This is a genomic window from Aliisedimentitalea sp. MJ-SS2 (genome assembly GCF_032586155.1).
GTDB lineage: Bacteria > Pseudomonadota > Alphaproteobacteria > Rhodobacterales > Rhodobacteraceae > JAWHTC01.
On record NZ_JAWHTC010000002.1, the window covers coordinates 960,178 to 983,486 of the forward strand.

Here is a 23,309-nt window from a genome sequence, read left to right on the forward strand (position 1 = left end):
ATCCGGTCACAGCTTTTTCCAAAGCGCGCCGTCGCCCATCTTGTCGACAAACTCGGCATGGGCGGCGGCTTCTTTTTCGCTGATCCGTGACGGCAGCGGCGTCGGCCGTGGCGTCGGCCGCCAATCGGCACCACTTGCGCCAACCATCATCTGGGTTGACGCATGGGCCAGCCCGAAATCAGGTTGCCGCCCACCGATCAGCTCCAGGTAAACCTCGGCCAGAATCTCACTATCAAGCAAAGCCCCGTGCAGCGTCCGCGCCGAGTTGTCGATATTGAATCGACGGCACAGCGCATCCAGTGACGCGGGTGAACCGGGAAACTTCTTGCGCGCGATCATCAGCGTATCAATCGCCTGATCCATCGGCATTTTGGGCATGTTCAACCAACCCAGTTCGGCATTGATGAACTTCATGTCAAAGCTGGCATTGTGGATCACCATTTTGGCGTCACCAACAAAGTCAACGAAAGCCTGGGCAATCTGCGAAAAAACCGGCTTGTCACGCAGGAAGTCATCGCCCAATCCGTGCACCTCAAACGCCTCTTGGGGCATCGACCGCTCGGGATTGATGTACTGGTGATAAGTGTTGCCCGTGGGCACGTGGTTGAACAGCTCGACCGCGCCGATCTCGACAATCCGGTCGCCGCTTTCTGGATCAAACCCCGTGGTCTCGGTATCAAGAACGATCTCACGCATTCCTCTTCCCCCGAATGTCGGCAACCACCGCCTCAACCTGTTCTTTTGCATGGTCCGGCGTGTCTGTGACAATCACGTAATCCGCCATGGCCCGTTTCTCGGCGTCAGGCACCTGTTTGGCAAGAATAGTCTCGAGCTGGGCCTCTGTCATGGTGCCGCGCTCCAGCACCCGGCGGCGCTGCACCTCTGCATCAACAGACACGACCACCACGGCATCCATGCGTTCATTCCCACCCGTCTCGAACAACAGAGGAATGTCGAAGACGAGAATGTCCGTGCTGGCCTTCTCGGCAAATTCGGCCCGGTCCTCGGCCACCAGTGGATGCACAATCGCTTCGATCCGATTCAACGCACCCGAGTCTTCGCCGATGATCGTTTTCAATGCCGCACGCGACACTTCGCCATCCACGATGGCGCCCGGAAACGCAGCCTGCATCGGCGCGACGGCCGCACCGCCCCTGGCATACAGCCGATGCACCGCCGCATCCGCATCCCAGACATCACACCCCGCCTCGGCAAACAGCTTTGCTGTCGTCGACTTCCCCATCCCGATCGAGCCGGTCAGGCCAAGACGAAAGCTCATCTCAAAGCCGCCGCGCGGGTCGCGGCATCCACTTCGGGACGCTTCCCGAACCAGCGCTCGAAGGCTGGCACCGCCTGGTGCAACAGCATGCCCAGCCCGTCAACGGTGACACAACCGATCTCGCTTGCCACGCGCAGCAGCCGGGTTTGCAGCGGATTGTAAACCAGATCCGTCACCACCGCCTCGCGCCGAATCCCATCGAGCGGCACCCGCAACTCGGGTTTGCCCAACATGCCAAGCGACGTCGTGTTCACCACCAACGCCGCATCTTCCAGCATATTGCCCGCTTTGACCCATTCCACCACGCGCAGCCGCTTTCCGAAATCATCGGCCAGTTTATCTGCCCGCACCCGTGTTCGATTGGAAATCAAGATCTCCGGCACGCCTGCATCCAAGAGCGACGCCACCACCGCCCGCGCAGCACCACCAGCGCCCAGGACGGCCGCCGGTCCGGTCTTGGCATCCCAGCCCTCGGCCCCTTGACGCAGGTTCTCGATAAACCCGTACCCATCGGTGTTGTCCGCATGGATTTTACCGTCCTTGCGAAAGATCAGCGTATTCGCCGCTCCGATTAACGTCGCCCGATCAGTGATCAGATCGGCCATCTCTAGCACGCGTTCCTTGTGCGGCACGGTGATGTTGACCCCGACAAATCCCATCTTCGGCAGGGTCTGAAGAACCTCTTTCAGGTTTTCACTGCTCACGTCCATCGGAATGTAGTGCCCCTGCAACCCATAGGTCCGTAGCCAGTGATGATGCAGCTGGGGTGATTTCGAATGGGCAATCGGTGAACCGATCACGCCTGCCAGGGGAATGCGTTCCAAACTCATGTGTCCAAATCTCCGCTTGCGCCGAGATAAGCGAGAATTTCCAGCAAGGGCAATCCAAGGACGTTGAAATAGTCCCCGTCGATGCGCGAAAACAACCGAACCCCCTCTTCTTCCAACTTGTATCCCCCGACACTGTATCGAATGCTGTTCCAATTTCGCTCAAGATAGGCCTCGAGATAAGCATCGGAAAAGTCGTTCATGGTCAGCCGAACCTGACCGACATGGCGCCAAACCGGTCGTCCCTGATGACACAGCACGGCCGCAGACAACAAGCTGTGCCGTCGACCCCGTAACGCCTGTAACTGATCCCGCGATTCATCGACATCGCGCGGCTTTGACAAAAGCTCACCGCCGAAATCCAGCACTTGGTCACAGCCGATCACCAGCGCATCGGGCTGTTTGCGACTGACCTTCATTGCCTTGCCCTCGGCCAGCGTATCGGCAATGTCACGCGGCGGCGCACCATCCTCCAACATCGCCCGCTTGATTGCATCTTCGTCCAGCCGTGCAACGGAAACTCCAAATGGCACGGCGGCATTGTGCAAAAGCGTCTGTCTGATCTCGGACCCTGAGGCAAGGATGATCGGTCGGGCCATGGGCAAACCTCATTGTTGACCCGTGACTTCTATCCGGACCTGCGCGATTTCTCCACGGCCGATTTTTTCGAAGGATCATGCCCCTCCACACCTGATACAGGCTCTAACCCTGCCGGATCACTGCTGTTGCCTCGATCTCGACCAACGCTTCATCCTCGATCAGCGCCCTCACTACCACCATTGCCATTGCCGGAAAGTGCCGCCCCAGAACCTTGCGGTAAACCGCGCCAATCTCGGCCTGCCGGGCCAGGTACTCTTTCTTGTCGGTCACGTACCAGGTCAGCCGCACGATATCCTCGGCCTGACCTCCAGCCTTTTCCACAATGGCAAGGATGTTGATCAGTGTCTGCTCCATCTGGCCAATAAAGTCATGGGTCTGGAACACCTGGTTCTCATCCCAACCGATCTGACCCCCGACATAGAGCGTCCCGTCCCGCGCCAACACGCCGTTTGCATATCCCTTGGCCGGAGCCCAACCTTCCGGCTGAATCGTGTCATGTGTCATTGGTTCGGTTCCTTCATTCAATCGGGCCTGTTCAGACGCCCAGATATTGATCGGTGATGTCCGGGGTCAGCGCATCGAATCCCCCGGTCCAGACCGACACGCCCTTTTCCAGGATCACGGCATGGTCGGCGACGCTTGCCAATTCGCGGATCGATTTGTCGATCACAAGGATCGCCATTCCGGTTTCCTGTTTCAGCCGCCGGATCGCGGCCCAGATTTCCTGTCGTACCACCGGGGCCAGCCCCTCGGTCGCCTCGTCCAGAATGAGCAACCTCGGGTTGGTCATCAGAGCCCGGCCAATCGCCAGCATCTGCTGTTCGCCGCCAGACAAAGAGGCCGCCGATTGATCCCGACGCTCTTTCAACCGCGGAAACAGCTTTGCCACCGCGTTAAAATCCCACTCGCCAGGTCGTGCCGCAGCAACGAGGTTCTCCCAAACGGTCAGGTTGGAAAAGCACCGCCGCCCCTCGGGTACCAACCCGATCCCGGCCTTGGCTGCCTTGAAGGACGGCACCCGCGCCATGTCGTGCCCGTCGAACAAGACCTGCCCGCCGCGGTGTTTCAGCATCCGGCAGATCACCTTGACCGTGGTCGATTTGCCCATCCCGTTGCGCCCCATCAAGGCAATCACCTGGCCTTCGTCGATCGACAGGTGCACATCAAACAACGCTTGGCTTGGTCCATAAAACGCCGAGACATGGGACAGCTTCAAAAGGCTCATGCCTCTTCCTCCTCTCCCAGATAGGCGACCCGCACGTCCGGATTGGCTCTGATCTCGTCCACCGAACCGGTCGCAATGATCTCACCATAAACCAGCACGCTGATCCGATCGGCCAAGGCGAAAACCGCATCCATGTCATGTTCCACCAACAGGATCGGCGCCTGTTCCTTCAACCCGCCAAGGAACCCCATTAGCCGATGCGTGCCCTCGGCCCCCAGGCCCGCCATCGGCTCATCCATCAGGAATGCCTTGGGTTCGAGCGTCAATGCAACCGCCACTTCCAACTGCCGTCTTTGTCCATGGGAAAGCTCAGATGTTCGGAACCCACGAAATTCTTCCAGCCCGACCTGTTCCAAAGCATGATCGGCCCTCGCCAACAGGTCCTTGTCTTTCATTACGGGCCTGAAAAACCGGAACACATCCCCGCGATGGCCCAGCGCGCCCAGCACCACGTTCTGCAACACGGTGTATTCCATCGCCAGTGACGAAATCTGAAACGTTCGTCCCATCCCGGCCCGCGCCCGCGCGGCGGTGCTCAGACTGGTCACATCTTTACCATCGAAATGAACACTCCCGGCGTCGGGCGGCAATCCCCCGGCGATCTGCCCGATCAGGGTCGACTTGCCGGCCCCGTTCGGCCCGATCAGAGCGTGAATTTCCCCAGGCTTGAGATCAATGTTGATATCGTTGCTCGCCACCAGTGCACCAAAACTCTTGGTCACGCCGCGCACGTCGAGGATCGGCTCAGTCATGGGCCACCTCCCGTCCGGCGATCAACCCGTAAAGCCCGCCGCGCGCAAACAGCACCACGCCCAGCAGGATCGCGCCCAAATAGATGTGCCAATAGTCACTAACACCGCCCAAAACATGTTCCAGCAGAATGAAAAGCATCGCCCCGGCGACCGGCCCGAACACCCGACCAACCCCACCAAGGATCACGAAGACCATGATCTCGCCCGAGGTTTGCCAGGAAAACATCGTCGGACTGACGAACCGGTTCAGATCGGCAAACAGCGCCCCGGCCAACCCGGTGATGGCTCCGGAAACCGTGAAGGCCACGAGGTAAAGCCGATAAGGCCCCTGCCCAACCGCCTGTACCCTGTCCTCATTCTGACGCGCGGCGTTCAGCATCAATCCGAACCGCGACCGCGCCGCCGCCCACACGAACAGCAAAACCAACAGCAGGATCACATAACAAATCGCGAAGAACTGGATCGGGTCCATCGTATTGAGTCCCGGAAACGAATTGCGCACATAGATCGACAGCCCATCCTCACCGCCATAGGCAGGCCAGCTGATGGCGAAAAAGTAAAACATCTGGGCAAAAGCCAGAGTGATCATGATGAAATAGACCCCGGTCGTGCGCAGGCTCAGCGCCCCAAGGCCCAAAGCGACGATCCCGGACACCACGATCGCCACCAGCCAGATCACCGGCATCGACTTAGTCCCCTCGATCAGGAACGGCCACTCCATCATCGGACTGTAGCTTTGCGCATGAAAGGCCAGCACGCCCATCGCGTAGCCACCGATCCCGAAAAACGCCGCGTGGCCAAAACTGACCAGCCCGCCAAAGCCCAGCGCAAAGTTCAGCCCCACCCCGGCAATGGCAAAAATCACCGCCCGGGTGGTCAGAGTAATCAGAAACGGCTCATCCACGCTCCACGCCCAAAGCGGGTATCCAAGAAGCAGCGCCAGAAGGGCCAGGTTCAGCACGGTCTCTCGTTTCATGCGCCTGCCCCCCCGAACAATCCGCGCGGTCGGAACAAAAGAACTCCCGCCATCAGGATATAAATCGACATCGACGCCAGCGCCGATCCGACCGAGGTTGCCGCCGCGGGCTCCATGATCAGCCCGAACATCTTGGGCAGCAGGAACCCACCCAGCTTATCAGTCATTCCCACCAGAATCGCACCAACAAACGCTCCCTTGATCGACCCGATCCCGCCAATCACGATCACCACGAAGGCCAGAATCAAAACCGGCTCACCCATGCCAACCTGCACCGATTGCAATGCGCCGATTAGCGCGCCGGAAAACCCGGCGAGGGCTGCCCCCAGAGCAAAGACCAGCGTATAAAGCCGCGAGATATTCACTCCCAATGCGCCAATCATCTCGCGGTCATTTTCGCCTGCCCGGATCTGAATCCCGATCCGGGTTTTCGAGATCATCAGGAACAGCCCCGCTGCAACTGCCAGCCCGACAATGATAATCGCCAACCGATATAGTGGGTATTCGATCCCGAACGGCAGCGCCACAGTCCCTGCCAGCCACGCCGGCCGATCCAGGAACAGAGGAAACGACCCGAATACCCAGCGCGTTCCTTCCGAGAAAATCAGGATCAGCGCAAAGGTCGCGAGCACCTGGTCCAGATGGTCGCGATCATAAAGCCGCCGGATGATCAGGACCTCGACGATCACCCCGGCAAGGGCCGCCGCCGCCAGGCTAGCTGCCAAGGCCAGCATGAATGATCCCGTCGCCGCCGCCGTCCCCGCTGCAGCAAAGGCGCCAATCATGTAAAGCGACCCATGCGCGAGGTTGATCAGCCCCATCACCCCAAAGATCAGGGTCAGACCTGCCGCCATCAGAAACAGCATGACCCCGAATTGCAGCCCGTTCAGCGTCTGTTCAAGTAACAGAACTATTGACATGTTTCCCCTTCGCGCATGTGTTCCGCCCAGTTCGCCTTATTGTGTGCCTTCACGCAAGACAAAGCGTTGTACTTTCCCCGTTGCAGTCTTGGGCAACGCATCGATGAATTTGACAGAGCGCGGGTATTTGTAAGGCGCGATGGTCGCTTTCACATGGTCCTGCAACAGCTTTTTCATTGCCTGCGTTTTCTCGTGTCCTTTGTTGAGAACCACGTGCGCCTCGACAATATTCCCCCGCTCCGGATCAGGCGCCGCTGTAACTGCACATTCCGCCACCGCGTCATGGGACAACAACGCCGCTTCCACCTCTGGCCCGGCAATGTTGTAGCCCGCCGAAATGATCATGTCGTCACTGCGCGCGGCAAAATGGAAGAATCCGTCCTCATCCCGCCAAAACGTGTCACCAGTGATGTTCCAACCGCCTCGAACATAGCCCAGCTGCCGCTCATCATTCAGATACCGGCACCCCGTCGGCCCGCGCACCGCCAGCCATCCTGGCTCGCCATCCGGCAGCGCGTTCATGTCCTCGTCCACGATCTTGGCCTCATATCCCGACACCTCGCGGCCGGTGCATCCCGGCTTGTGATCGTCAAACCGGTTCGAGATGAAGATGTGCAACAGCTCCGTCGCTCCAATCCCGTCCAACAGCGGCTTGCCGGTCTGTTGCTGCCATTCCTGGTAAATCGGCGCAGGCAAGGTTTCCCCCGCCGACACTGCTGCCCTGAGCGAACTCAGGTCCGCGCCTTCTTCCATCGCGCGCAACATCACGCGATACGCGGTCGGCGCGGTGAAACAGACCGTCGCCCGGTATTTTTCGATCATCTCGACCATGTTGAGCGGCGAGGCGTTTTCCAGCAACGTCGCCGCCGCCCCGAAGCGCAGCGGAAAAATCGCCAACCCGCCCAGACCGAAGGTAAACGCCAGCGGCGGTGAGCCGATAAACACGTCCTTCGGCGTCACCTGCAAAACATCACGGGCATAGCCATCCGCCACGATCAGCAAATCGCGATGAAAATGCATCGTCGCCTTCGGTTCCCCTGTGGTGCCCGATGTGAACCCGAGCAGCGCCACATCATCGCGCCCCGTTTTCACCGCGTCAAATAACACCGGTTTTTCCAACGCCAGCCGATCCAGCTCAGCATCGTGGTTCTGGGTTCCATCAAACCCGACCACGGTCTTCAGAAATCCGCTGGTCTTGGCGCACCTCGTGATCTCGTCCATTAGCCGGGTGTCGCAAAGCGCATGGGTAATCTCGGCCTTGTCGATGATCTTTGCCAACTCGCCGGCGCGCAGCATCGGCATGGTATTCACAACCACCGCCCCCACCTTGGTCGCCGCCAGCCAGCACGCCACCATCGCCGGATTGTTGGCGCTACGGATCAGGACCCGATTACCGGGCTTCACCCCAAGATCATCGACCAACGCATGCGCCAGCCGGTTCGTCCAATCCGACAACTCTTTGTAAGTCCGCCGCCGCCCATTCCCGATCAACGCCGTATGATCGCCTAATCCTTTACCGACCATCGCGTCGGTCATCTCAACCCCGGCATTCAGGTAATCAGGATAATCAAACCCCTCCAGCCGGAACTCCGGCCACTGTGCCGGATCGGGCAGCCCATCCCGCGAAAACGTATCCACATGTCCGGTCGGTCCCAGCATGGATTACCCTCCCATATGCTCCGCCATCGTTGTCCGCGCGATCACCACGCGCTGAACGTCCGAGGCACCTTCGTAGATCCGCAAGGCACGGATTTCGCGATAAAGCTTTTCGACCGTCTCACCGGATTTCACACCGTCACCGCCATGCAGCTGGACCGCCCGGTCAATGACCTTCTGTGCCTGCTCGGTCGAGAAAAGCTTGGCCATCGCTGCCTCACGTGTCACCCGTGGCGCGCCCATGTCCTTGGCCCAGGCCGCGCGATAGACCAGCAAGGCACTTGCATCGACATCCAGCGCTGAATCCGCGACCTGTCCCTGCACCATCTGCAGATCGAAAAGCGGCGCACCCTGAACTTCTCGTGTTCGGGTCCGCTCCAACGCCTCGTCCAACGCGCGGCGCGCAAATCCCAGCGCGGCCGCAGCCACCGTCGAGCGGAACACATCTAGCACCGACATGGCGATCCGGAACCCTTGTCCCGGCTCACCCAACATCGCGCTTGCGGGAATACGACAATCAGTAAACCGCAAAGTCGCCAAGGGATGCGGCGCAATCGTCTCCAACCTCTCTGCAACCTCGAACCCCGGCAACCCTGCCGGCAGAATAAAGGCTGACAACCCTTTCGCCCCTGGTGCCTCTCCGGTGCGTGCAAACAGCGTATAAACATCCGCAATCCCGCCATTGGAAATCCAGGTCTTTTCACCATTCAAGACAAAGTCGTCTCCGTCCCGCACTGCTGTCATGGTCGAGTTCGCCACATCCGATCCCGACTGCGGTTCGGTCAGAGCAAAGGCTGAAATCGCCTGCCCATTGCGGGTCAATGGCAACCAGTCCGCCTTCTGCTCGGGTGTTCCAAACAGCGAAATAGCCCCTGTCCCCAGCCCCTGCATGGCAAAGGCAAAATCCGCCAGCCCATCATTGCGCGCCAGCGTTTCTCTCGCCAGGCATAATGTACGCACATCCAGCGTCTCGCCATCCTCTGCGGCTGTCGTCTTCAACCACCCCGCGGCACCCAGATCCGCCACCAGCTTGCGACAGGCATTATCGGTGTCGTGGTGGTCGATTCCGGCCAACGCACCTGCCGCCCAAGCATCCAATTCACCTGCGAATCCACGATGGCTATCGTCAAAAAAAGGCCAGTCCAGAAAACTACGATCTGCCATGATACCCATCCCCGTTCTTCATTTTGCCAAAAATACTCCCGCCGGAGGCTCCGACAGCGCCCCATTCAATCGCCCTCGAAAATGGGACGCTCCTTGGCAACAAAGGCGTGATAGGCCCGTTCGAAATCCTGGGTCTGCATACAGATCGCCTGCGCCTGCGCTTCAGCTTCGATCGCCTGATCCAAGCCCATGTTCCATTCCTGGTTCAACTGCGTCTTGGTGATCCCGTGGGCAAATGTCGGCCCCGCCGCCAATTTGCCAGCCAGCTTCATCGCCTCACCCTCAAGGTCTTCAGATGAATGCAACGCGTTCCAATAACCCCAGCGCTCCCCTTCAACGGCATTCATCGCCCGTCCGGTGTACAAGAGTTCCGCCGCGCGCCCTTGCCCGATGATCCGGGGCAGCATCGCGCAGGCCCCCATGTCACAACCGGCCAATCCAACCCGTGTGAATAGGAACGCACACTTCGCCTCGGGTGTCGCCAACCGTAGGTCCGACGCCATGGTAATGATCGCGCCCGCCCCAACGGCCACACCATCCACAGCGGAAATGATCGGTTTGCCACAGCCTAGCATCGCCTTGACCAGATCACCGGTCATACGGGTGAAGTTCAGCAATTCTTTCATGTCCATGCCGACAAGCGGCCCGATGATGTCATGCACATCCCCGCCCGAACAGAAATTGCCGCCATTCGATGCAAAGACTACCACGTCCACGTCTTCGGCATAGACCAGCGCCCGGAACGTATCGCGCAGCTCGGCATAGCTCTCGAATGTCAGGGGGTTTTTCCGCTCTGGCCGGTTCAGCCGTACGGTGGTGATGCGACCTTCGCAACTCCACTCGAAATGTTCGGGTTTCAGATCAGCCATCTTGGTCATTTGCGGTTCCTTCAATGCGTTTCAGCAAGTCGCGTATCGTGTTCAACTCATCCGGCCCCAGCGCTTCGAAATAGGCATTCACCTCTGCCTCGTGCCCCTTGGCCTGGGCCTCGAAAACTTCACGCCCTTTGTCGGTCATCCTCACCATGACCACGCGGCGGTCCTCGTCTCCCGGTGCGCGGTCGGCCAACCCGTCCTTTTCCAGACGTTCGACCACCGCCGTGGCATTGCCATTCGACACCAACAATTCCCGGCTCAAGGCGCTCATTTTCATGGGATCTCTATGACGATGCAACGCCGCCATCACATCGAACCGCGGGAGGGTCGAGCCATGGATGACCCGCAGGTATTCCCGTAAGTGGTTCTCGGCCCCCTTGGTCAGACGCAACAGCCTGATCCATGTACGCAAGCGTCGGCGCGACAGGGCGTCACTCTCACTCATACCCGGATGGTCTCCTGTTGTTTTTCCCGCAACCGATAGGCCTGATCCCGCCCTGTGAGATAGGGCGCGGGCCAGTCCACGTGCGGGTCGTTCAATTCGACACCAGCATGCAATGTCCAATAGGGGTCGGCCAGATGCGGCCGCGCCAGGCAGACCAAGTCGGCCCGACCTGCCAAAAGGATCGAATTGGCATGGTCCGTCTCATAGATGTTACCCACCGCCATGGTCGGCATGTTCAATTCGTTGCGGATCCGGTTTGAAAACGGTGTTTGAAACATCCGACCATAAAGCGGTTCAGCGTCGGTACTGGTCTGTCCGGCGCTGACGTCGATAATGTCGGCACCTGCGTCACGAAACATTCGCGCGATCTCGACTGCTTCCTGCGGTGTGACGCCAGTGTCGCCAACCCAATCATTTGCACTAATCCGCACCGACATCGGCTTGTCCTTGGGCCAGGCCGCGCGCATCGCAGTGAACACTTCCAACGGATAACGCATTCGGTTTTCCAGCGATCCGCCATACGCGTCGTTGCGAACATTCGACATCGGGGAAATGAACGACGATACCAAATACCCATGCGCCGCGTGCAATTCGATCATGTCAAACCCGGCGCGGCTGGCCATTTCCGCGGAAGCCACGAACTGGGCGGTCACGTCGTCCATCTCCGCACGTGTCATTTCTAGGGGGGTCTTGTTGTTTTTCGACCATGGAATCGCAGTTGCCGAGATCAGCTCCCAGTTGCCACCCTTAAGCGGCGCATCCATCTCTTCCCAGCCAAGCTGGGTCGATCCTTTCCGCCCCGAATGGCCGATCTGGCAGCAAATTTTAGCATCGGTCTCCCGATGGACAAAATCAGTTAGCCGTTTCCAGGCCATCTGATGCTCGGGCCTATATAGTCCCGGGCATCCCGGTGTAATCCGCCCGGTTTCGGATACACATGTCATTTCGGTATAGACCAATCCGGCGCCGCCCTTCGCCCGCTCGGCGTAGTGCACGAAGTGCCAATCGGTCGGGCACCCGTCCACGGCCTTGTATTGTGCCATCGGCGACACGACGATTCGGTTTTTCAATGTCATCTGCCCCAACCGAAAAGGCGCAAACATCGGCGCCCGCACCGGTGCATCTTCAGATATCCCGGCCTGGGTCTGAAACCAACGCTCTGCCTTTTCAACCCAATCGGGGTCGCGCAAACGAAGGTTCTCGTGACTGATCCGTTGAGACCGCGTCAACAGGTTGTAATTGAACTGCACCGGGTCTTGATCGAGGTACCGCTCCACCTCTTCAAACCATTCCAGTGAATTGCGCGCGGCCGATTGCAGCCTCAGAACTTCCAACCGACGCTCGTCCTGATAGCGTTCAAACGCCTGTTCCATGCTTGGTTCACTATGCAGGAACTCTGCCAAGGCAATTGCACTGTCAAAAGCCAAACGCGAGCCCGACCCGATCGAGAAATGCCCAGTCGCTGCGGCATCCCCCATCAACACGACATTTTCGTGATACCAAGTCTCGCAAATCACCCGGGGGAAGTTCATCCACACCGCCGAGCCACGCAAATGTGCGGCGTTGGACATCAAATCGTGACCATCAAGGTATTTGGCGAATACCCTGCGACAGGTTTCAACCGTTTCCTCCTTGGTCATGTCCTCGAAGCCCCAGGCATCCCAGGTCGGCTGCAGGCATTCGACAATGAATGTCGCGGTATTGTCGTCAAACTGATAGATATGCGCCCACATCCAACCGTGTTCGGTTTTTTCGAAGATGAAGGTGAAGGCGTCGTCGAACTTCTGATGCGTGCCCAGCCAGATGAACTTGCATTTGCGGGTATCAATATCCGGTTTGAAAATGTCTTCGTATTCTGCGCGAATGCCCGAGTTGATCCCGTCCGTTGCAACAACAAGGTCGTAGTCTTTGCGGTAGTCCTCGGCGCTTTTGAATTCGGTTTCGAACCGCAAATCGACCCCCAATTCCCGCGCCCGGTCCTGTAACAACAACAGCATCTGCATCCGCCCGATCCCGGCAAACCCATGCCCGCCTGACACGGTGCGCACCCCGTCATGTTCGACGGCAATGTCATCCCAATAGGCGAAGTGGTCGCGGATCGCCTGCGTGCTTTTCGGATCGTTGCCTTCCATCCGCTCCAGCGCATCGTCCGAAAGCACCACACCCCAACCGAAAGTATCGTTGCTCTTGTTGCGTTCGATCACCGTTACCTGGTGATTGGGATCACGCAATTTCATGCTGATCGCGAAATAGAGCCCCGCCGGCCCTCCACCCAGGCAAACGATCTTCATGACAACATCCTCCCTTGCCGGATTTCACGCTCCGGATTTTGCAGAAGGCTAGCGGGGCTCAAATTTTATTTCAAGCTTGAAGTTTTAAACTTGAACTAACCCGTCTGTGGAAAACTTCGGGGGTTAGTCGTTGGATGGCGGCGGGCACGACTCGGTGGCATGTTCCTGCCGGGGCTTGCCATGGGGGCAACTCACGGGTTTCGCCCGATCTATTCCCGCTTACTCCAAGGTGGACATGTATAACTCGGCTACCGGGACGATTACAGAGAACCACCATCTTATCCGGTATTTCATCCACATGCTTCACTCAAATATGCAGACACTCAAACCCTTGAAAATATAACATTTATTTTACCTCCAAAGTTTTCGCGCCGATTCCTCCCGTTGATTATCCCTAGCCCGCACGGTCCTGTGGGCAACTTGCGGACATCTCGATAATCCACAGAATCCGGGTTCCCTACAAAATCATCATCCTTTTTCTTTTTCTTTTATTATTTATTGAGACCTTCAAAGGTCCCGCCCATGGGAACGCTATCAATATGCAATGAGTTGACTCGAACGCCCTTCCAACCTATTTAGCCTCTCAACCTTGCCCGTCCGGGCATCCCAGGTTCTCCACCTTCAAAACAGATCGCGTGCCGCCCCTGCGGCCGATCAAGGATATATCCATGACCATCGAACGTATTACTCTTGCCGAGCTCAAGGCCACGAGCCCCAAGGATCTTGTCACTCTTGCCGAAGAACTCGAGATCGAAAACGCCTCGACCATGCGTAAGGGCGAGATCATGTTCTCGATCCTCAAGGAGCGCGCCGAGGAAGGTTGGGAAATCTATGGTGACGGGGTTCTTGAAGTTCTGCAAGACGGGTTCGGTTTTCTGCGTTCGCCCGAAGCCAACTATCTGCCGGGCCCCGATGACATCTACGTCTCACCTGAGATGATCCGCAAATTCTCGCTTCGGACCGGTGACACGATTGATGGCAAGTTGGTGCAGCCTCTTGAAAACGAGCGGTACTTTGCTCTGACCGATGTCAGCCAGATCAATTTTGAAGAGCCCGAAAAGGCCCGTCACAAGATTGCCTTCGACAACCTCACGCCGCTTTATCCCGACGAGCGTCTGCAGATGGAGATCGAAGATCCGACCATCAAGGATAAATCCGCCCGTGTTATCGACCTGGTGGCGCCCATCGGTAAGGGCCAGCGTTCGCTGATCGTCGCCCCGCCGCGGACCGGTAAAACCGTGATCCTGCAAAACATCGCCCACAGCATCGAGGCCAACCACCCCGAATGCTATCTGATCGTGCTGCTGATTGACGAGCGCCCGGAAGAAGTGACGGACATGCAGCGGTCTGTGAAGGGCGAGGTCATTTCCTCGACCTTTGACGAACCCGCGTCGCGCCACGTTGCCGTATCGGAAATGGTCATTGAAAAGGCCAAGCGTCTTGTCGAACATAAGCGCGATGTTGTGATCCTCTTGGATTCGATCACCCGTCTTGGTCGTGCCTTCAACACCACCGTGCCCAGCTCGGGCAAGGTTCTGACCGGTGGTGTGGATGCCAACGCCCTGCAACGCCCCAAGCGTTTCTTTGGTGCCGCGCGGAACATCGAGGAAGGCGGCTCGCTCACCATCATCGCCACCGCGCTGATCGACACCGGTAGCCGAATGGACGAGGTCATCTTTGAAGAATTCAAGGGTACCGGTAACAGCGAGATCGTGCTCGATCGCAAGGTTGCCGACAAACGCGTCTTCCCGGCGATGGACATCCTCAAATCCGGTACCCGGAAAGAGGACTTGTTGGTCGACCCGAAAGATTTGCCGAAAACCTTTATCCTGCGTCGGATTCTCAACCCGATGGGCACCACCGATGCAATCGAGTTCCTGCTCGGCAAGCTGAAGGCGACCAAAACAAATTCCGAGTTCTTCGATTCGATGAACAGGTAACGCCTGTTCCTAAATCGATGGGGTCTACAGATGGATACGATTTTTGCTCTGGCCAGCGCGCAGGGAAAGGCTGGCGTGGCGGTTGTCCGTGTTTCCGGTCCAGGGGCGTGGGACGCAGCCGAGTCGCTCTGTGGCGCGCTGCCAGCGCCTCGGCAGGCCGGTTTACGTCTGCTCAAGGACCCATCCGGCACGCGTCTTGATGAAGCTCTGGTTCTGGCTTTCGAGGATAAGGCAAGCTTCACGGGCGAAAGAGTGGTCGAGCTGCAACTCCATGGCTCGACGGCTGTGGCGGCTGCTGTCCTTGATGTGCTTGGTCACATTGACGGTCTGCGCCATGCCGAACCCGGTGAATTCACTCGCCGGGCTCTCGAAAACGGACGTTTGGATCTGGCTCAGGTCGAAGGTCTTGCTGATCTGATCGATGCCGAGACCGAGGCGCAGCGCCGTCAGGCCCTGCGCGTCCTCTCCGGCGATCTGGGCAACCGGGCCGAGCTCTGGCGTGGTGATCTTATCCGTGCCGCGGCCCTGATCGAAGCCACCATTGATTTCGCCGACGAAGAAGTTCCTGTCGACGTTTCGCCCGAGGTCCGTGACCTTCTGTCCCGCACCCGCGATAGCCTGAACAGTGAAATCGCCGGCGTTTCAGTCGCAGAACGTGTTCGCACCGGCTTCGAGGTCGCGATCATCGGGGCTCCCAATGTTGGCAAGTCCACCCTGTTGAATGCGCTTGCCGGGCGCGAGGCCGCCATCACCTCTGAATACGCTGGGACCACCCGGGACGTGATTGAAGTCCGCATGGACCTTGCAGGCGTCCCGGTCACCCTTCTTGATACCGCTGGTTTGCGTGAAACTCAGGACCACGTCGAACAGATTGGCATCGCACGTGCCCGGGAACGCGCCCTGGCGGCTGACCTGCGCGTTTTCCTTGTCGAGGACGGCCAGGCGCCTGATATAGAACCCCATGACGGCGATATTGTTTTGCGGGCCAAGGGTGATCTTCTATCGGACAAGACTGGTGCCATCTCTGGCGCAACCGGTCTGGGCGTATCGGACCTGATTGAACAGGTTTCGAGTGTTTTGTGCCATAAAGTGGCAGATATTGGGGTTGCCACCCGATTGAGACACAAGATGTCGATGGAACGCGCCGTTGAAAGTCTGCAACAGGCGGATCAGCTACTAACCCTCGGCCACGATCACAGTGACCTAGCAGCCGAAGAACTCCGCAGTGCCGTGCGCGCACTTGACGCGCTCGTTGGCCGTGTGGATGTTGAAAGCATTCTGGATGAAATCTTCTCCAGCTTCTGCATCGGCAAGTGAGGTCTTACAATGAGGAATGTTTCACGTGAAACATGATTTCGATGTCATCGTTGTCGGCGGCGGTCACGCCGGAACCGAGGCTGCTCATGCCAGTGCCCGCATGGGCGTGCGCACCGCCCTGGTCACTTTGCGGCGCGATGATATTGGTGTCATGTCCTGCAATCCGGCCATTGGAGGCCTTGGAAAAGGCCACCTCGTCCGCGAAATCGACGCCATGGACGGTGTTATGGGCCGTGTCGCGGATCTCGCCGGGATCCAGTTCCGGCTTCTCAATCGTCGCAAGGGCCCCGCTGTTCAAGGCCCCCGCGCCCAGGCTGACCGCGCCATTTATCGCCGCGAGATGCTGCGTGAGACCGTGGCGCAGCCGAACCTCTCAATCATCGAAGGCGAAACGATCGATTTTTTGATGACCGGTGACCGCGTGTCCGGTGTTCTCCTCGCCGACGGCACCGACCTGCGAGCCCAATCTGTCATCCTGACCACTGGTACTTTTCTGAGGGGTGTCATCCATATCGGTGACAAATCTCACGCTGGCGGGCGCATGGGCGATAAGCCGTCAATCAAACTGGCCGAACGGATGGACGGCTTCGGCTTGCCCCTTGGCCGACTGAAAACCGGCACCCCGCCCCGGTTGGATGGGCGCACGATCAACTGGGATATCCTTGAAAAACAACCCGGCGATGACGTACCGACGATGTTTTCCTTCCTGAACAACAGGCCCACAGCGCCCCAGGTGGTTTGTGGTATTACCCATACCAACGAAAAAACCCACGAGATCATTCAAAACAACCTGTCCCGCTCGGCCATGTATGGCGGTCATATCGACGGAATTGGCCCTCGCTACTGCCCGTCGATCGAGGACAAGATAGTCAGGTTTGCCGACAAGACTTCCCACCAAGTCTTTCTCGAGCCGGAGGGCGCCGACGATCACACGGTTTATCCTAACGGAATTTCAACGTCTCTGCCCGAGGACGTACAGCACGACTACGTTCATTCCATCCGTGGTTTGGAGGAAGCGGTCATCCTGCAGCCGGGATACGCCATCGAATATGACTACATCGATCCGCGTTCTTTAACCGCCACTCTTGCGCTCAAAGAAGTCCCGGGCCTCTACCTCGCGGGGCAAATCAACGGCACCACCGGCTACGAAGAAGCCGCAGCCCAAGGGATGGTTGCTGGTCTGAATGCCGCTCTGAAAGTTCTGAACCGCGATCCTGTACTGTTTTCCCGTGCAGAAAGCTATATCGGAGTAATGGTTGACGACCTGATCACCCGCGGCGTTTCCGAACCCTATCGCATGTTCACCTCCCGCGCTGAGTTCCGCCTGTCCCTACGCGCGGACAACGCTGATCAGCGACTTACGCCTCTGGCAATTGACCTTGGCTGCGCATCCAAAGCGCGCAAAACCGCGTTTCAGGCCAAGCATGAAGCCTTGGAGTTTGGCCGTACACTTTTGAAATCCCAAAGCTGGACCCCGACACAGCTTAATGTGCGGGGGTTCAAGATGAACCAGGATGGCTCTCGCCGCGATGGGTTACAGCTTTTGGCCTTTCCGGACATTGGTTTCGAAGACCTGCTGCCTTTGGATGAAAATCTCAAAGAGGTCGCGCCAGAGATCCGCACCCAGCTGGAAACTGATGCGCTTTATGCCAACTACATCGAACGGCAAAAACGCGACGTTGAAGCGCTAAAACGCGACGAAGGACATCTGATCCCGTTGGATTTTGACTATTCTGCAATCGAAAGCCTTTCCAACGAGTTGAAAACGAAGCTGACACAAGCGCGGCCCGCCAATTTGGCCCAGGCCGGACGGATCGACGGTATGACACCTGCCGCTCTTGCTTTGTTGCTCGCTGTGTTGCGCCGTGGAAAAAAGGTTGGCGCTGCATGATCCCGACGCCGGACTCTCTGGATGTTTCACGTGAAACATTCGACCGATTGCGAATTTACGCGGACCTTCTGGAAAAGTGGAATCCGCGCATCAATCTTGTGGCAAAGTCCACGCTGTTAGATCTTTGGCAGCGACATTTTCTTGATTCCCTGCAGGTATTTCGCCTTTTGGACGCCGCCGTGCCACATTGGGCGGATTTGGGCAGCGGTGGCGGGTTCCCCGGACTGATTGTCGCAATCGCAGCGGCCGAGGCAGGAAACCCGGCAAAAACCACGCTTGTCGAAAGCGATCAGCGCAAAGCAGCCTTCCTGCGCACCGTGTTGCGCGAAACCTCTGTTTCAGCCCAAGTCATTGCCCAACGGATAAAAAAAGTACCGCCCTTGAGGGCAGATGTTCTGTCCGCAAGGGCTTTGGCGGAACTCTCAACGCTGTTGGAATTTGCCCACCTACACCTTGCCGATGGTGGCACCTGCCTATTCCCAAAAGGTCGAAATTGGAAATCCGAGCTTCAAACCGCGCAAAAAGCATGGCATTTCTCTTTCGAAGCGATCCCAAGCCAAACCGATTCCGAAGCCGTTATCCTGAAAATCAAAGGAATTGCCCGTGTCTGACCCCACCCGGCCCCCCGGCCCCAAAATAATCGCCGTGGCCAACCAGAAGGGCGGCGTTGGCAAGACCACAACCACGATCAACCTTGGTGCTGCCCTCGCCGAGCAGGGCGCGCGAGTTCTGGTGATTGATCTTGATCCTCAAGGCAACGCGTCGACCGGCCTTGGGATCGAGGCGTCAGATCGAGAATACACCACCTATGATCTCATCGTGGGCGAAGCCGAGTTGAGCCAGGTCATCCACAAGACCGACAATGAAAACCTGCTGATCGTGCCCGCCACTGTTGACCTGAGCTCTGCCGATATCGAGCTGATTTCAAACGAAAAAAGAAGCTTTCTGTTGCATGATGCCCTACGCCAGCATGCCATGGACGAGTTCGACCTGGACTACATCCTGATCGACTGCCCGCCGTCGCTGAATCTGTTGACTGTCAACGCCATGGTTGCATCGCATTCCGTCCTGGTCCCGCTGCAAAGCGAGTTTTTTGCGCTCGAAGGCCTGTCGCAACTCATGCTAACGGTGCGCGAGGTTCGCCAGACCGCCAATCAAGACCTACGGATCGAAGGCATCGTCCTGACCATGTATGACGGTCGCAACCGCCTGTCCCAACAAGTCGAGGCCGATGCGCGTGACAATCTTGGCGATCTGGTATTCAAGACGATCATCCCGCGCAATGTTCGAGTCAGCGAGGCCCCATCTTTCGCCATGCCCGTCCTGACCTACGAGCCCGAATCCAAAGGCGCACGGGCCTATCGTGATCTGGCGTCAGAAATCCTTGGCAACCACGCACGCGCGGCCGCATAACCTCGAAAGGAAACCAACATGGCAGACAGGAAACGAGGTTTGGGTCGCGGTCTGTCCGCGCTTATGGCCGACGTCAACACCGAACAACCCGCAGTCCCTGAGGCCCCGCGCCGTGCGGAACATGTCCTGCCGATCGAACGGGTACAGCCCAACCCCGATCAGCCACGCCGCCGTTTCAATGATGACAAGTTGGAAGAGCTGTCTGCCTCGATCCGCGAAAAGGGTATCATCCAACCCCTTATTGTGCGCCCTGATCCGACAAAAGATGGGTATTATCAAATCGTTGCCGGTGAACGACGCTGGCGCGCCGCACAGTTGGCTCAGCTGCACGAAGTCCCGGTTTTGATCCGTGAGTTTGATGATACCGAGGTCCTCGAAGTTGCGATCATCGAGAACATCCAACGCGCCGACCTGAACGCAGTGGAGGAAGCCGCCGGATACCGCCAGTTGATCGACAAGTTCGGTCACACCCAGGAACAATTGGCCAAGGCCCTCGGCAAAAGCCGCTCACATATCGCCAATCAAATGCGCCTACTGACCCTTCCGCAGGATGTGCTGGACCTACTCGAGGCTGATAAGCTTTCAGCTGGTCACGCCCGCGCCCTGATCACCTCGGATGATCCGTCTGCATTGGCCCGCATGGTCGTTCAAAAGGGCCTGTCCGTGCGTGAGGCTGAACGGTTGGCCAAACAAGGCGCCAAAACGAAGGTCAAAGCGAAAGCCAGTGTTCCAACCGAGAAAGATGCCGATACCGTTGCGCTTGAAGGAGACCTGTCCGCCAATCTGGGGATGAAGGTGTCGATCAACCATGGGTCTGGCGGCGAATCCGGCCAAGTGACGATCAGCTACAAGTCATTGGACCAACTGGATGATCTTTGCCGCCTGCTGACTAATAGTTAGGTCGCGACCAGATAAAGATCAGCACCAGCGACAGGATTCCAGCCTGAAGTGCCAGAAGCCAAGGCTTCAGGCCCAGCGCCAGTGATATCCCAAAGACCACCGCAATCGAGATGGTCGAAATGCGTTTAACTCTTGGATTGATCGCTCCGCGTGTCTGCCAATCAACAATGGGCGGACCAAAGGTTGGGTGAGTGATCAGCCAATTGTGCAGCCGCTCGGACGATCGCGCAAAAAAGAACGCGGCCAACAGCATGAAGGGCACGGTCGGCAAAATCGGCAAAATGATCCCGACCAGGCCAAGGCCCACACAGATCAATCCCAACAAGGCCCAGACATATCGCATGGTCAATCCGCGAACAGCTCTTTGATCACCGCATTCAATACCATCCGTCCCGAGGGTGTCACGCGCAGATTGTTTGGCGTGATGTCTACCATCCCAATCTCGGCCAGATGCGATAGTTTTTCAGCATCCAGAACACGCCCCGACGAGATGGAAAATCGTTTTAAATCAATACCTTGAGTTATTCTCAGGCCCATCATCAAGTATTCTTCCGCCTGCTCCGCCCCGGACAGTGCGCGCCGCAAAGCCTCGCCATTTCCGGCGTCTGCCGCGTTCAACCACTCATTCGGGGACAATGCGGTTTCGGTGGCAAACTTCTGTCCGCCTACAGTCAGCCGCCCATGTGCCCCCGGCCCGATCCCGATATAATCGCCATAACGCCAATAAATCAGGTTGTGACGCGATTCCGAGCCGGTTTTGGCATGATTAGAGACTTCATAGGCCTCCAAGCCGGCCGTGTCACAGATCTCCTGCGTGGCCTCGTACATGTCACCGGCCAGGTCGTCTTCCGGCAATCCGCGCAGCTTGCCCGCATCATACCGATCACCAAAGGCCGTGCCCGGTTCAATGGTCAGCTGGTACAGTGAAAGGTGATCCACGGCCAAATCCAACGCGCGTCGCAGTTCTGCCTGCCATTCCTTTAAAGATTGATCCTGGCGGGCGTAGATCAGATCAAAACTTACCCGATCAAAGAACTGCCGCGCTGTTTCAAACGCCGCCAACCCTTCCTCGACCGTATGTAATCGTCCCAAAGCCCGCAAATCATGGTTGTTCAGAGCCTGAATCCCCATAGACAGCCGATTGACCCCGGCCTGTCCATATCCACGGAACCGCCCTGCCTCGACCGAAGTCGGATTGGCCTCAAGCGTCACTTCAACATTATTTGCCTGCGGCCAGCGTTCGTGTATCCGCTCCAGGATGGCACTCACCGTTTCAGGCGCCATCAAACTTGGTGTGCCGCCGCCGAAAAATACCGAGTTCACAACACGGCCGGACACCTCGTCCGCATAGCGGTCAATTTCGGACAAATAGGCTCTAACCCACCGGGATTCGTCAATTTCGGCTGCTACATGGCTGTTGAAATCGCAATAGGGGCATTTCGAGGCACAAAACGGCCAATGCACGTAAATGCCGAAGCCACCCTGTTCCCAATCTTCAGCCAAAACAACCCTTTACGAATTTCTCGAACGCGGCCGAACGATGGCTCATTGCCGCCTTCCGCTCGGGGTCCATTTCGCCAAACGTTTCCATCTCGCCGTTGGGAAGGAAGACCGGATCAAACCCGAACCCCTGGTCGCCACGCATCGGCCAGACAACCTCGCCGTCGACACGGCCCTCGAACACCTCGTCATGCCCATCCGGCCAAGCCAGGCAAAGCGTACAGTTGAACGCAGCATGGCGCGGGGATGGGGCGTTCTTTTCTTCCAACAGATTCCAGACCTTTTCCATTGCCATCGGAAAATCACGGCCATTTGGTGTTTCCGCCCAGTCGGCGGTGTACACTCCCGGCGCTCCGTCAAGCGCCTCGACCGTGATCCCGCTGTCATCCGACAACGCCGGCAACCCCGTGGCCTTGGCCGCGAAATGCGCCTTGATCCGGGCATTTCCGGCAAAGGTATCCTCGGTCTCTTCGGGTTCTTCCAACCCGTGATCCCCGGCCGAACTGACCTTTACGCCAAAAGGCGCCAACAGTTCGGCGATTTCGCGCAGCTTGCCTTTGTTGTGGCTGGCGATCACCAGCTCAGCGCCGTCGAACTTACGCACTGCTTGCCGCTTTCTGCATCTCGGCCAGTTCACCGACCCCCTTGGCCGCAAGCTCCATCAGCTCGTCCATCTGCTGGCGCGAGAATGTCGAGCCTTCGGCGCTCATTTGCACTTCAATCAGACGACCGGATCCCAGCATGACGAAATTCCCGTCAACACCGGCTTCGCTATCTTCGGGGTAATCCAGGTCCAGGACCGGCTGCCCAGCATAGATACCACAAGAGACCGCCCCAACCGGATCAAGCAGCGGGTCGGAAATCACATCGCCAACTTTCATCAGTTTGTTTACCGCCAGGCGCAGCGCAACCCAACCTCCGGTTATCGAGGCGCAACGTGTCCCGCCATCGGCCTGGATCACGTCGCAATCCACGGTTATCTGCCGCTCGCCCAGCGCCACGCGATCCACACCTGCGCGCAACGAACGCCCGATCAGCCGTTGAATTTCCACGGTGCGCCCACCCTGTTTACCGGCAGCCGCCTCGCGCCGCATCCGTGAGGTCGTCGACCGCGGCAGCATACCGTATTCGGCGGTGACCCAACCCAGACCCGAGCCCTTGATAAACGGCGGCACGCGATCTTCGATCGTTGCCGTGCACAGCACATGGGTATCGCCCATCTTGATCATGCAACTGCCTTCGGCATGTTTCGTCACGCCCGTTTCAATCGAAACCGGCCGCATTTGGTTCAGCTCTCTGCCTGAAGGACGCATCGAATTCTCCTTTACCGCGCGTTTG

At 57.9% G+C, this 23,309-nt stretch carries 24 protein-coding genes; 6 read left to right on the plus strand and 18 right to left on the minus strand.

Annotation, left to right across the window (positions count from 1 at the left end):
* Positions 1 to 6: 6 nt before the first annotated feature.
* The 14 genes from dnaQ to RXV86_RS11320 form a co-directional block, all read right to left on the minus strand.
* On the minus strand, positions 7 to 696 hold the full coding sequence (gene dnaQ, locus RXV86_RS11255; RefSeq protein ID WP_316299639.1) for a DNA polymerase III subunit epsilon: 690 nt from the start codon (positions 694 to 696) through the stop codon (positions 7 to 9).
* Positions 689 to 1,279, minus strand: coding sequence for a dephospho-CoA kinase (gene coaE / locus RXV86_RS11260; protein WP_316299642.1), 591 nt, complete (start codon positions 1,277 to 1,279; stop codon positions 689 to 691). The genes dnaQ and coaE overlap by 8 nt, the downstream gene beginning before the upstream one ends.
* On the minus strand, positions 1,276 to 2,109 hold the full coding sequence (locus tag RXV86_RS11265; protein ID WP_316299644.1) for a shikimate dehydrogenase: 834 nt from the start codon (positions 2,107 to 2,109) through the stop codon (positions 1,276 to 1,278). Before RXV86_RS11265 ends, coaE begins: the two co-directional genes overlap by 4 nt.
* Positions 2,106 to 2,705, minus strand: a complete 600-nt coding sequence (locus RXV86_RS11270; RefSeq protein ID WP_316299646.1) for a Maf family nucleotide pyrophosphatase — start codon at positions 2,703 to 2,705, stop codon at positions 2,106 to 2,108. Before RXV86_RS11270 ends, RXV86_RS11265 begins: the two co-directional genes overlap by 4 nt.
* A 103-nt stretch (positions 2,706 to 2,808) precedes the next feature.
* Positions 2,809 to 3,210, minus strand: coding sequence for a RidA family protein (locus tag RXV86_RS11275; RefSeq protein ID WP_316299649.1), 402 nt, complete (start codon positions 3,208 to 3,210; stop codon positions 2,809 to 2,811).
* Positions 3,211 to 3,241: 31 nt separating this feature from the next.
* Positions 3,242 to 3,931: an ABC transporter ATP-binding protein gene (locus RXV86_RS11280; RefSeq protein WP_316299651.1), complete on the minus strand. Its 690-nt coding sequence runs from the start codon at positions 3,929 to 3,931 to the stop codon at positions 3,242 to 3,244.
* The gene (locus RXV86_RS11285) at positions 3,928 to 4,683 is read right to left on the minus strand and encodes an ABC transporter ATP-binding protein (RefSeq protein ID WP_316299653.1); all 756 of its coding nucleotides are present in this window, start codon (positions 4,681 to 4,683) and stop codon (positions 3,928 to 3,930) included. The genes RXV86_RS11280 and RXV86_RS11285 overlap by 4 nt, the downstream gene beginning before the upstream one ends.
* Positions 4,676 to 5,659, minus strand: coding sequence for a branched-chain amino acid ABC transporter permease (locus tag RXV86_RS11290; RefSeq protein ID WP_316299655.1), 984 nt, complete (start codon positions 5,657 to 5,659; stop codon positions 4,676 to 4,678). The genes RXV86_RS11285 and RXV86_RS11290 overlap by 8 nt, the downstream gene beginning before the upstream one ends.
* Positions 5,656 to 6,579, minus strand: coding sequence for a branched-chain amino acid ABC transporter permease (locus RXV86_RS11295; RefSeq protein WP_316299656.1), 924 nt, complete (start codon positions 6,577 to 6,579; stop codon positions 5,656 to 5,658). The genes RXV86_RS11290 and RXV86_RS11295 overlap by 4 nt, the downstream gene beginning before the upstream one ends.
* Positions 6,580 to 6,615: 36 nt before the next feature.
* A complete protein-coding gene (locus tag RXV86_RS11300) occupies positions 6,616 to 8,238 on the minus strand; it encodes an AMP-binding protein (RefSeq protein ID WP_316299658.1) in 1,623 nt (540 codons plus the stop codon).
* Positions 8,239 to 8,241: 3 nt separating this feature from the next.
* Positions 8,242 to 9,399, minus strand: a complete 1,158-nt coding sequence (locus RXV86_RS11305; RefSeq protein ID WP_316299660.1) for an acyl-CoA dehydrogenase family protein — start codon at positions 9,397 to 9,399, stop codon at positions 8,242 to 8,244.
* Between the two features lie 65 nt (positions 9,400 to 9,464).
* The gene (locus RXV86_RS11310; protein WP_316300252.1) at positions 9,465 to 10,268 is read right to left on the minus strand and encodes an enoyl-CoA hydratase family protein; all 804 of its coding nucleotides are present in this window, start codon (positions 10,266 to 10,268) and stop codon (positions 9,465 to 9,467) included.
* Positions 10,261 to 10,719 (minus strand): MarR family transcriptional regulator, encoded by a 459-nt coding sequence (locus RXV86_RS11315; protein ID WP_316299663.1) that lies wholly within the window; start codon positions 10,717 to 10,719, stop codon positions 10,261 to 10,263. The genes RXV86_RS11310 and RXV86_RS11315 overlap by 8 nt, the downstream gene beginning before the upstream one ends.
* Entirely contained in the window at positions 10,716 to 13,010 is a 2,295-nt protein-coding gene (locus RXV86_RS11320) for a bifunctional salicylyl-CoA 5-hydroxylase/oxidoreductase (protein WP_316299665.1), read from the minus strand. The genes RXV86_RS11315 and RXV86_RS11320 overlap by 4 nt, the downstream gene beginning before the upstream one ends.
* Positions 13,011 to 13,678: 668 nt before the next feature.
* On the opposite strand from RXV86_RS11320, the gene rho reads away from it, so the two are divergent.
* The 6 genes from rho to RXV86_RS11350 are packed head-to-tail and all read left to right on the plus strand — an operon-like array spanning position 13,679 to position 20,471.
* On the plus strand, positions 13,679 to 14,950 hold the full coding sequence (gene rho / locus RXV86_RS11325) for a transcription termination factor Rho (RefSeq protein WP_316299666.1): 1,272 nt from the start codon (positions 13,679 to 13,681) through the stop codon (positions 14,948 to 14,950).
* Positions 14,951 to 14,980: 30 nt separating this feature from the next.
* Complete coding sequence (gene mnmE / locus RXV86_RS11330; protein ID WP_316299670.1) at positions 14,981 to 16,267, plus strand: tRNA uridine-5-carboxymethylaminomethyl(34) synthesis GTPase MnmE; 1,287 nt, start codon at positions 14,981 to 14,983, stop codon at positions 16,265 to 16,267.
* 16 nt (positions 16,268 to 16,283) lie between these two features.
* Positions 16,284 to 18,158 carry a tRNA uridine-5-carboxymethylaminomethyl(34) synthesis enzyme MnmG gene (mnmG, locus tag RXV86_RS11335; protein WP_316299672.1) on the plus strand — a complete coding sequence of 625 codons (1,875 nt, stop codon included), beginning with the start codon at positions 16,284 to 16,286 and terminating at the stop codon, positions 18,156 to 18,158.
* Positions 18,155 to 18,769 (plus strand): 16S rRNA (guanine(527)-N(7))-methyltransferase RsmG, encoded by a 615-nt coding sequence (gene rsmG / locus RXV86_RS11340; protein WP_316299674.1) that lies wholly within the window; start codon positions 18,155 to 18,157, stop codon positions 18,767 to 18,769. Before mnmG ends, rsmG begins: the two co-directional genes overlap by 4 nt.
* Complete coding sequence (locus RXV86_RS11345) at positions 18,762 to 19,571, plus strand: AAA family ATPase (protein ID WP_316299675.1); 810 nt, start codon at positions 18,762 to 18,764, stop codon at positions 19,569 to 19,571. The genes rsmG and RXV86_RS11345 overlap by 8 nt, the downstream gene beginning before the upstream one ends.
* Before the next feature lie 18 nt (positions 19,572 to 19,589).
* The gene (locus RXV86_RS11350) at positions 19,590 to 20,471 is read left to right on the plus strand and encodes a ParB/RepB/Spo0J family partition protein (protein WP_316299677.1); all 882 of its coding nucleotides are present in this window, start codon (positions 19,590 to 19,592) and stop codon (positions 20,469 to 20,471) included.
* On the opposite strand, the gene RXV86_RS11355 is transcribed toward RXV86_RS11350, so the two are convergent.
* From RXV86_RS11355 to rph, 4 genes are read right to left on the minus strand one after another with little or no spacing between them, the layout of a single operon-like run.
* A complete protein-coding gene (locus RXV86_RS11355; RefSeq protein ID WP_316299680.1) occupies positions 20,461 to 20,814 on the minus strand; it encodes a YbaN family protein in 354 nt (117 codons plus the stop codon). The genes RXV86_RS11350 and RXV86_RS11355 overlap by 11 nt on opposite strands.
* Before the next feature lie 2 nt (positions 20,815 to 20,816).
* Complete coding sequence (gene hemW / locus RXV86_RS11360; RefSeq protein WP_316299682.1) at positions 20,817 to 21,974, minus strand: radical SAM family heme chaperone HemW; 1,158 nt, start codon at positions 21,972 to 21,974, stop codon at positions 20,817 to 20,819.
* Positions 21,967 to 22,575: an RdgB/HAM1 family non-canonical purine NTP pyrophosphatase gene (gene rdgB / locus RXV86_RS11365; RefSeq protein WP_316299685.1), complete on the minus strand. Its 609-nt coding sequence runs from the start codon at positions 22,573 to 22,575 to the stop codon at positions 21,967 to 21,969. The genes hemW and rdgB overlap by 8 nt, the downstream gene beginning before the upstream one ends.
* Positions 22,568 to 23,284 carry a ribonuclease PH gene (rph, locus tag RXV86_RS11370; protein WP_316299686.1) on the minus strand — a complete coding sequence of 239 codons (717 nt, stop codon included), beginning with the start codon at positions 23,282 to 23,284 and terminating at the stop codon, positions 22,568 to 22,570. The genes rdgB and rph overlap by 8 nt, the downstream gene beginning before the upstream one ends.
* Between the last annotated feature and the right edge of the window lie 25 nt (positions 23,285 to 23,309).

Bases quoted from the DNA above. Each gene is read 5' to 3' on its own strand.
- RXV86_RS11275 (WP_316299649.1), bottom strand. From the start codon at position 3,210: ATGACACATGACACGATTCAGCCGGAAGGTTGGGCTCCGGCCAAGGGA.
- RXV86_RS11310 (WP_316300252.1), bottom strand. From the start codon at position 10,268: ATGGCTGATCTGAAACCCGAACATTTCGAGTGGAGTTGCGAAGGTCGC.
- RXV86_RS11265 (WP_316299644.1), bottom strand. From the start codon at position 2,109: ATGAGTTTGGAACGCATTCCCCTGGCAGGCGTGATCGGTTCACCGATT.
- RXV86_RS11300 (WP_316299658.1), bottom strand. From the start codon at position 8,238: ATGCTGGGACCGACCGGACATGTGGATACGTTTTCGCGGGATGGGCTG.
- RXV86_RS11290 (WP_316299655.1), bottom strand. From the start codon at position 5,659: ATGAAACGAGAGACCGTGCTGAACCTGGCCCTTCTGGCGCTGCTTCTT.
- rsmG (WP_316299674.1), top strand. From the start codon at position 18,155: ATGATCCCGACGCCGGACTCTCTGGATGTTTCACGTGAAACATTCGAC.
- RXV86_RS11305 (WP_316299660.1), bottom strand. From the start codon at position 9,399: ATGGCAGATCGTAGTTTTCTGGACTGGCCTTTTTTTGACGATAGCCAT.
- mnmE (WP_316299670.1), top strand. From the start codon at position 14,981: ATGGATACGATTTTTGCTCTGGCCAGCGCGCAGGGAAAGGCTGGCGTG.
- RXV86_RS11350 (WP_316299677.1), top strand. From the start codon at position 19,590: ATGGCAGACAGGAAACGAGGTTTGGGTCGCGGTCTGTCCGCGCTTATG.
- RXV86_RS11295 (WP_316299656.1), bottom strand. From the start codon at position 6,579: ATGTCAATAGTTCTGTTACTTGAACAGACGCTGAACGGGCTGCAATTC.
- RXV86_RS11320 (WP_316299665.1), bottom strand. From the start codon at position 13,010: ATGAAGATCGTTTGCCTGGGTGGAGGGCCGGCGGGGCTCTATTTCGCG.
- dnaQ (WP_316299639.1), bottom strand. From the start codon at position 696: ATGCGTGAGATCGTTCTTGATACCGAGACCACGGGGTTTGATCCAGAA.
- rho (WP_316299666.1), top strand. From the start codon at position 13,679: ATGACCATCGAACGTATTACTCTTGCCGAGCTCAAGGCCACGAGCCCC.
- rph (WP_316299686.1), bottom strand. From the start codon at position 23,284: ATGCGTCCTTCAGGCAGAGAGCTGAACCAAATGCGGCCGGTTTCGATT.
- RXV86_RS11315 (WP_316299663.1), bottom strand. From the start codon at position 10,719: ATGAGTGAGAGTGACGCCCTGTCGCGCCGACGCTTGCGTACATGGATC.
- RXV86_RS11355 (WP_316299680.1), bottom strand. From the start codon at position 20,814: ATGCGATATGTCTGGGCCTTGTTGGGATTGATCTGTGTGGGCCTTGGC.
- RXV86_RS11280 (WP_316299651.1), bottom strand. From the start codon at position 3,931: ATGAGCCTTTTGAAGCTGTCCCATGTCTCGGCGTTTTATGGACCAAGC.
- RXV86_RS11270 (WP_316299646.1), bottom strand. From the start codon at position 2,705: ATGGCCCGACCGATCATCCTTGCCTCAGGGTCCGAGATCAGACAGACG.
- coaE (WP_316299642.1), bottom strand. From the start codon at position 1,279: ATGAGCTTTCGTCTTGGCCTGACCGGCTCGATCGGGATGGGGAAGTCG.
- RXV86_RS11285 (WP_316299653.1), bottom strand. From the start codon at position 4,683: ATGACTGAGCCGATCCTCGACGTGCGCGGCGTGACCAAGAGTTTTGGT.
- mnmG (WP_316299672.1), top strand. From the start codon at position 16,284: ATGTTTCACGTGAAACATGATTTCGATGTCATCGTTGTCGGCGGCGGT.